Consider the following 7,763-nt stretch of genomic DNA (forward strand, 5'->3'; position numbering starts at 1 on the left):
TGGGGATGCTCGGACCTCGCCGCCTTGGCCACAGCCAAAATCCCTCGCCGCAGGACCCCGCGCAATTTTCGGACACGCTCTAAGCCAGATTTCCGAATTTACAATTCACCAAAATTGCATGCCTCAGTCGTGTCGGGTGGAATCTGCTTCGACGGTATTCCCTCAATTCACCAACGGTGGGGATCAGGGCTGATTCAGAATCTCGCGAAAGGAGCGCGGGCGGCCTGCCTGCCGTTTTTCTTGAAATCATCCGGTGAAACCACGCGGGCAAGCTGCCCGCGCTCCTCCTTCTTGAATCATCCCTGATGCCTCAACCGTCGAGCCGTTCTTGTCACTGCGAAGACAAGCCAGGTTGAAAACAAACTTGATTTTTAGCATTAGAAGCCTAGCGTTCAGAAAACCCAACCGACCGCTGCCATGCGAACCGACTTTTCCGAGTTCTCTTGCGGTGACTCACGTGAATCCCGCCCGGCTTTTACACTCATCGAGTTGCTAGTCGTCATCGCCATCATCGCGGTGCTGGCCGGCATGTTATTGCCTGTTCTGGCCCGGGCAAAGGAATCCGCGCGAACCCTCAGTTGCCTCAACAACCTGCGTCAGATCGCCCTGGCGTCGTCGATGTACTCCATGGACGCGAACGGACACCTCCCCTGGTTTCGGAACTGGCTTTACAACCGGACGCCCGATATCACGACCGGGCGGTTGTTTCCCTACTTGAAAACCAAGGAAGTGTATATGTGCCCGACGGACAAGATTGAGCTGGGCCAGAAGTCGCGCCCGAAATGGTCGGCTCAGGCCGCTCCGAACGCAGGCTTTGGAAGCGTCAACCGCCCGCGAGATTACAGCTATGCGATGAACTGCGCGATTTGCCATGCGACGGATCTTTCCGGTTTTCTCGATCCCTCCCAGACCATGCTATTCATGGAAGGTTATCTGAGCGCGAATGATTACTCCGGGCAAGTCGGACCGAGTCTCGCGTCGCGCGCTCTGGCTTTGCGGCATAACAATCGCGGGCATCTCGTCATGGCCGATCTTCGCGTCGAGAAGATGGACAAGAAACGCTATGACGTGGTCGAGAAGACGAAGCGGTTTTGGTTTCCCACCGACAATACGTCAGGCCCCGGCTCGATGTTGATCAGCAACTTGCGGTAAGAGCCATTCGGCGGGGAAACTCTTCTTTTCCCCGAGTTCCATTTCGTTCGCGCGGCACCCGTTCGCGCAAATGCTTCCTGTCTTCGTGGGGACTTCTTGACCGCGGATTTCACGGATTTCGCGGATGCGGAAGCAGCCTTATCCGCGTGATCCGTGTAATCTGTGGTTGAATCCAGGTTCGGCGGGAGAAACTCCACACTTCGCACACTCCGCACACGGTTTCCTTGACTCAAACGCCGCCATTCCTATCATGCGCGTTCATTTGAACTAACACGAACAGGTTTATGAGCGTTATCTCCGACATTCAGGCCAGGGAAATCCTTGACTCTCGCGGCAATCCGACCGTCGAAGTCGATGTCATTTTGGGAATCGGGATTGTGGGCCGGGCGGCGGTGCCTTCCGGGGCGAGCACGGGCGAACATGAAGCGCTCGAACTCCGCGATGGCGACAAGAACCGGTATCTGGGCAAGGGGGTGAGCAAGGCGGTGAAGAACGTCGTGGAAAGAATTCGCCCCGCGCTCAAAGGCGTCAGCGCGTTCGACCAGTTGACGGTTGATCGGACCATGCTGGAATTGGATGGGACGGAGACCAAATCAAAACTCGGCGCCAACGCGATTCTCGCGGTTTCACTGGCTAACGCGAAAGCAGCAGCGGACGCGGTAAACCTGCCTTTGTTCAAATATCTGGGCGGTCCCAACGCCAAGGTCCTTCCGGTTCCGATGGCCAACGTCATCAACGGCGGCGCCCACTCGGACGCCCCCATTGATTTTCAGGAGTTCATGATCGTGCCCAAGGGTCTGCCAACTTACTCGGAAGGACTTCGGGCGATCACCGAGATTTTTCACGGCTTGAAGTCAGTCCTCAAAAAGCGCGGCCTCTCCACCGCCGTCGGGGATGAAGGCGGATTCGCGCCGAAACTTGAGAGCACTGAATCCGCCATCGACGCCATTCTGGAGGCAACCAAGGCCGCGGGTTACAAGGCCGGGAAGGAGATCTTTCTCGCGCTGGACGTCGCGGCGTCCGAGTTCTACGACAAGGCGAGCGGCAAGTACGTTTTCAAGAAGAGCACGGGCCGGAAACTGTCCGGGGAAGAGATTGTGTCGTTCTACGAGGATCTGATTGGCAAATACCCGATTATCAGCATTGAGGACGGTTGCGCTGAAGGCGACTGGAAGACGTGGAAACTGCTGACGGACCGGCTGGGAGACTGCGTGCAGTTGGTGGGGGACGACCTTTTCGTCACGAACGTGAAGTTCCTGAAAAAGGGCATCGACCAGGGCGTGGCCAATTCGATTCTGGTCAAGGTCAACCAAATCGGATCTCTCACCGAGACTCTGGACGCCGTGGAGCTCGCGCAGGAGAACAACTACACGGCGGTTATCAGCCATCGCTCCGGAGAAACGGAAGACGCAACGATTGCGGACATCGCGGTGGCGACCAACGCCGGCCAAATCAAGACGGGATCACTGAGCCGGACGGACCGGTTGGCCAAATACAATCAGTTGCTCCGGATTGAGCAGGCGCTCGGCAAGAACGCAGTGTACGGAGGGAAGTTTTAACCGCGGAGCAGGGGACGGCTAATAGATGCAGTCCAGGGTGATTTCCTGACCACACTCGCACTCCACGACGATGTGAGTGATCTTGTCGCCTTCCTTTTCCAGTTTGATGACCGGTTTCTCAGCGGACGACTCCTCGGACAGTTCGGGGCTTTCGGCGGGAGCCTCGCCATCGAAATTCTGGAGGACTGCGCGGGATGAAGATCGGTGTCGCTTCAGTTCACCGAGGATTTGCTGGACCATACTCTCTGGGAGGGACAGCGCAAACGCGTTCTTGAGGTCATTAAGCAGTTTTGACCGGATTTCGCCCTTATCGACGTGGCGGACGGTTTGAGGCGGCGCCAGCGTGACTCGGGAAAGCTTGTACTGGTTGAACTGATACTGCGGCAGCGCTTCGCTTGCGCTCGGGCGCTCAAAGAATGGAACGAAAGTGCCGGCCATAAGGCGTTAACGAAGGCTATTCTTCCCGGCCGGCGCGGATCATGATGGTAACCCTGCGATTGGAGCGATCGTTTGGCTGCCGGTCTTTGAGCGACCTGGTGCCGGCGTAGCCGGAGATTTTGATGATCTGGCTTTCGGTGACACCATCCTTGAGCAACTGCTGGCGGGCAAGTTTCGCTTCATCCAGGGAGACTTCCCAGCTCCCGTAGTCACCGGGCAACGTCTTGAAACCGCTTTCCGTGTGCCCTTCCAATTCTATCGCGGTAGAAGGGTAGCGCGCAATCTCCCAGGCCACGGTGTCGAAAACCCAACGTCCGTACTCGGTAAACTTGACGGAGTTGGTTTCGATTTGGAACACAGGCTGGCTCGGGTTGTCCAAGAAATTGATCAGCAAACCATCGGAGGTCATTTCAACGACCATTGACCTGTGCTCGCGGAATTCTTTGTTCTGAACAAAGGTTTTTAGAAGGTCCTCGTTGATCCGGCGTGCCGCGTCGAGTTGAATCGCGGATGGGGCATCGAAGTTGGATTTTTGGGAAGTCGTTACGGTTGCGTCCTTCACCGGGATGATGCCCGTCGAATCACTGAGCGCCGCCTTCCAAGGGTTCTTGAAAAACTCTTCGACGTTCCCCTTGACGGTCTCGGATTGATTCAAAATCCACAAAACCAGAAACAAAGCCATCATGGCCGTCATGAAATCCGCGAAGGCTACTTTCCATGATCCACCGCCACCTGCTGCCATAGGAAAAAACTTTCTTTAAGGATCCGACTACTTTTGAGCGCCCAAGGTCTTGAGCATCGTCTCGAGTTCCGCCGCGTTGGGGCGCATGTCCTCTTCCAGCACGCGCCGTCCTACCTCGACGGCCACCAGGGGAGGCAGGCCGTTTGCAAAGGCAACAACCGCTTCTTTGATGCAGTTGAGGTAGGTCATCTCGCCGTGGTTGTAAAAGTCCATGTTTGTGGCTATGGGCCCCACGATCCCGTAGCAGAGGAATACTCCCAAGAGCGTGCCGCTGAGCGCTGCGCCGATCTTTTGACCCACCAGACTGACATCCCCGCTGATGGCGCCCATCGTCAGAATGATTCCCAACACCGCTGCCACAATACCAATCCCCGGAAGTGCATCAGCCACTTTGCTGACGACCAAGGGCACCATGTGTTTCTCATGCTCAATGCTCGCCAATGATTTTTCCATCAAAGGCGCAAGCTGATCGGGCTTGATTCGGCCATCGACAATCGGCCTCAAACCGTCGCAGAAGAATTCCAGCGCGGAATGATTGTGATGGAACGAAGGGTATTTCTTGAAGAGGCTGCTGGCGGTGGGGTTCATCACATGCTCTTCCAAGGCGATCATGCCGTTTCTTCGGCCCAAGACAAACAGCTCATACATGACTTTCAAAACATCCTCAAAGTCCGTTTTCTTGAAAGGAGCCCCTTTGAGAACGGCGATGCTTAATTTGACCGCGTGTATCAACAACTTCAAGGGCGACATGATGATCATTGATCCCAGGGCGATGCTCAGGATGGTGACGATCTCGCCGATGTGGAACAGGTCGCCAAGCTTTCCGCCCCCATGCGTAAACCCCCAGACGATACCGCCGCACATGACGATGAGACCTATAAAGATAATCATAGGATTGCTTAGAGTTTATCGATCATACTTTGTTCTCTGTCAAGGAAGGCACGCAGAACCATGATCGCCTCGGTATGAATCTGGCAGATTCGGGATTCGCTCAATTTCATGAGCACGGCGATATCTTTGAATCGGAGGCCTTCGTAATAATAAAGAGTCAAAATCTTCTTCTGCTGTGGACTCATCTGCAGAATACGCTCCCGAACCAGTTCCTGCAAGTCGCGTGCGGTCACCTGGCCGGCGGGATCCACCTGGTGAATGTCGGCCAGTTGGAAGGGAGTGAATTCGCCGGAGTCGCTCTCCTGCGAGGAAATCTCATCCAACGAAACGTAAGCGACCAACCGCAATTCATCGAGCAGTTCGCGGTAACCGTTGACGGTCGTGCCGAGAGCGGCGGCAATCTCCGATTCCGTCGGCGTGTGGCCGAGCTTTTCCTCCAGGTCTTGAATCGTCTGTTCAAGCTTCTTCCACTTTGAATAAACCGTGCGGGTCACCGGCGAGTTCCTCCGCAGTTCATCCAGGATTGCTCCCCGGACCCGATGCTTGCAGTACACCTCGAAAGCGACTCCTAGATCCGGGTCGAACGCGCGAGCCGCCTGGACCAAAGCGAGGTAACCGACATTCTTCAGATCATCGAAATCCACCACCGACCGCACGATCGGGGCGATGCGATAGACCATCTTCAGAACCAGCGGCGCGTACTTGAGGACCAATTCCTCCTCGGAAAAACCCTTAATGCCGGAAGTGTGGTACAGCTTTGCCACCTTCCCGGACATTTTTTCTGCGACATGAGTTTTCATGTCGGATCTCGAAGGATCATGGTTTTCCAGATTCACTTAGTTTGCTTTCTGACTGTTCGGCCTCAAGCTGATCGAGCGTGGCGGCCATTTCATCCTGCCGGGACGCTTCCTCCAGGCTGGAGATCCACAGCTTCATCCACCAGCGCAAGAGAATGCCGGCTACAAACGCCGAGATCATCCCGTTGACGAGAGAAACCTCGATCGGTTTGCTCCACACGAGACTTCCCAGCATGACCGTCAAAAAGCCGAAGGCGCCCGCCATCGCTACGACCAATCGCATATAGTCAAGAGGTGCTAAGCAATTTGCACGCCGAGCCGTTCATAGGATCAGCAACAAAGCGGTGGCAGCGCGAGTTCGGGACTGAATCTCCTCCGTCGCCAACCCGTCTCCCGGTTTCATTTCTTCAATGCTTGGCTTCACGTCCGGGAAGTTGCGCAGGAAGTTGATCAGGTGGTCGCTCTTGAGCGCGTAGCTGTTTGCGGGCGTGTGTGTGTTGGCCGCGTTCGCGCCGGAAGGTTCCTCCGGATCATTGAGCAGCATTCCAATGACCTGCCCGTGGCGGTTGACCAGCGCCGTCCCCGCAAACGAATGCGCGATGTGAGGCTGCAATGTGAACTGGCGTGGGTCCGCTTGAAATCCGTGCAGCGTTTGAACCGTGCACCGCGCTGCCTTGGGATTGAATTGGCCTTGATTATCGCTGTCAAATCCCAGCGCGAGAACGTCGCTCTTGACCGCATTCTCCCGGGTCACGACGAGGGGCAACGGTTGGAATGCTCCGGAGACTTTCAGCAACGCAATGTCGCTGAGCGAATCGGCCTTGGCCACGATGGCTTTGAAACTGCCCGCCTCCGTGATCACTTGAATGTTCGTTGCGCCCGCCACCGTCCGGAGTGTGCACAAAAGAAAGCCGTCCTGCGAGATCAGAAAGCCGGTTCCGACGCGTTTGATTTCAGAGACATCAGCCGAGGGCGTCGCGACCATCTTGGGACTCTCTTGATTCCCGGATTGCCTGGGAACGAATTCACTGGCCAGGCGCTGGCCTTCCTTGATCTGGCTCTCGGTCATCAAGCGAGCCAGGATTTCCCGGCTGGAGGCCGCTTCGGGAATTCCTTGCACGGCCGACAGGTTCCACCACTTGTAAGCCTGGAGAAAGTCCGTTTCAACGCCCTTGCCCTCGTAGTAACAAACGCCCAGGCTGTATTGAGCGAAGGGATGGCCGAGTTCCGCCGCCGTTCGATAGTGAGTGACGGCGGCAACGAGGTTCTGCGGCACTCCGTAGCCGCGCTCGTAGCAGATCGCCAGGTTGTAATGAGAATCCGCGAAGTTTCGGCTCGCGGCGAACCCATACCACTTTACCGCCTCGAAATAATTGGTCTGGACGCCTTTGCCCTCGAAGTAAAGGTATCCGATGGCGTGTTGGGCCGGGGCGTAGCCTTGTTCCGCAGCCATCCGAAACCATCGGAAGGCTTCGCGGTAATCCGCGTTCCCAGAAGTATCGTTCGCGAAAATCTGACCGAGGCTGAAGTAGGCCGGGACGAAGTTCCGTTGCGCCGCTTGCTTGAACCATTTCTCAGCCATCTTCGGGTCGATCGGGACTACGGGGCCAGCCTGGTATTTCTTTCCCAAATTGTATTGGGCGAACGGATGTCCTTGCAGCGCGGCTGTTTGGTACCACTTGACACTCTCCGCATAGTCCACCAATGTGCCTATCCCCATCTCGTAGCAGTAACCGAGGTTGGCCTGGGCGGGCGCAAAACCTCTTTCGGCCGCCAGCCGGTACCATCTCAGGGCTTCCACCTCGTCCTTTTCGATGTCCTTGCCAACCTGGCAGGCCAAAGCCATGTTAAAACAAGCCCACGCCTCGCCCTTCTCAGCGGCGGCCCGCCACTTCGCGATCGGGCTCTGCGCCGAAGTAGCCGCGGGCTGGCCTTCCGCCGCGAAAAGCAGCAGCGGCAAAATCACCAGCGCGATTAGAATCGTGAAAACTCTCTTCACCCGCATATTCGGACTCTATCTGAACATGACTTCTGTATTCGTCAAAGAAGATCGCGGTTCTCGGCGGACTGCGGCGAGAACCATCCGAATCGTTGACTTCGGATTGGCCGAAGCGGTTTTCGTGCCGCCGTCCTTGGGCGGAGTTTTCGCGATGCGCGGATGGATCCCCTCAGGCTAAGTGGTCC

The 7,763-nt window shown here is 56.3% G+C and carries 8 protein-coding genes; 2 read left to right on the forward strand and 6 right to left on the reverse strand.

What is annotated here, in order from left to right; genetic code table 11:
- The first annotated feature begins 417 nt into the window (after positions 1 to 417).
- Together FJ398_23780 and FJ398_23785 are read left to right on the forward strand one after the other, a co-directional pair.
- Positions 418 to 1,152 carry a DUF1559 domain-containing protein gene (locus FJ398_23780; GenBank protein MBM3840917.1) on the forward strand — a complete coding sequence of 245 codons (735 nt, stop codon included), beginning with the start codon at positions 418 to 420 and terminating at the stop codon, positions 1,150 to 1,152.
- Positions 1,153 to 1,436: 284 nt separating this feature from the next.
- Positions 1,437 to 2,711 carry a phosphopyruvate hydratase gene (locus tag FJ398_23785; protein MBM3840918.1) on the forward strand — a complete coding sequence of 425 codons (1,275 nt, stop codon included), beginning with the start codon at positions 1,437 to 1,439 and terminating at the stop codon, positions 2,709 to 2,711.
- An 18-nt stretch (positions 2,712 to 2,729) separates the two neighbouring features.
- On the opposite strand, the gene FJ398_23790 is transcribed toward FJ398_23785, so the two are convergent.
- From FJ398_23790 to FJ398_23815, 6 genes are read right to left on the reverse strand one after another with little or no spacing between them, the layout of a single operon-like run.
- The gene (locus FJ398_23790) at positions 2,730 to 3,149 is read right to left on the reverse strand and encodes a hypothetical protein (GenBank protein ID MBM3840919.1); all 420 of its coding nucleotides are present in this window, start codon (positions 3,147 to 3,149) and stop codon (positions 2,730 to 2,732) included.
- Positions 3,150 to 3,165: 16 nt separating this feature from the next.
- Complete coding sequence (locus FJ398_23795) at positions 3,166 to 3,891, reverse strand: hypothetical protein (protein MBM3840920.1); 726 nt, start codon at positions 3,889 to 3,891, stop codon at positions 3,166 to 3,168.
- A gap of 27 nt (positions 3,892 to 3,918) precedes the next feature.
- On the reverse strand, positions 3,919 to 4,782 hold the full coding sequence (gene motA / locus FJ398_23800) for a flagellar motor stator protein MotA (protein ID MBM3840921.1): 864 nt from the start codon (positions 4,780 to 4,782) through the stop codon (positions 3,919 to 3,921).
- A gap of 8 nt (positions 4,783 to 4,790) precedes the next feature.
- Positions 4,791 to 5,582: a FliA/WhiG family RNA polymerase sigma factor gene (locus FJ398_23805; protein ID MBM3840922.1), complete on the reverse strand. Its 792-nt coding sequence runs from the start codon at positions 5,580 to 5,582 to the stop codon at positions 4,791 to 4,793.
- A gap of 16 nt (positions 5,583 to 5,598) precedes the next feature.
- Entirely contained in the window at positions 5,599 to 5,862 is a 264-nt protein-coding gene (locus FJ398_23810; protein ID MBM3840923.1) for a hypothetical protein, read from the reverse strand.
- Positions 5,863 to 5,901: 39 nt separating this feature from the next.
- Entirely contained in the window at positions 5,902 to 7,584 is a 1,683-nt protein-coding gene (locus FJ398_23815; protein ID MBM3840924.1) for a hypothetical protein, read from the reverse strand.
- Positions 7,585 to 7,763: the final 179 nt, after the last annotated feature.

It is taken from the genome of Verrucomicrobiota bacterium (assembly GCA_016871535.1).
In the GTDB taxonomy this organism is placed as follows: Bacteria; Verrucomicrobiota; Verrucomicrobiia; order Limisphaerales; family SIBE01; genus VHCZ01.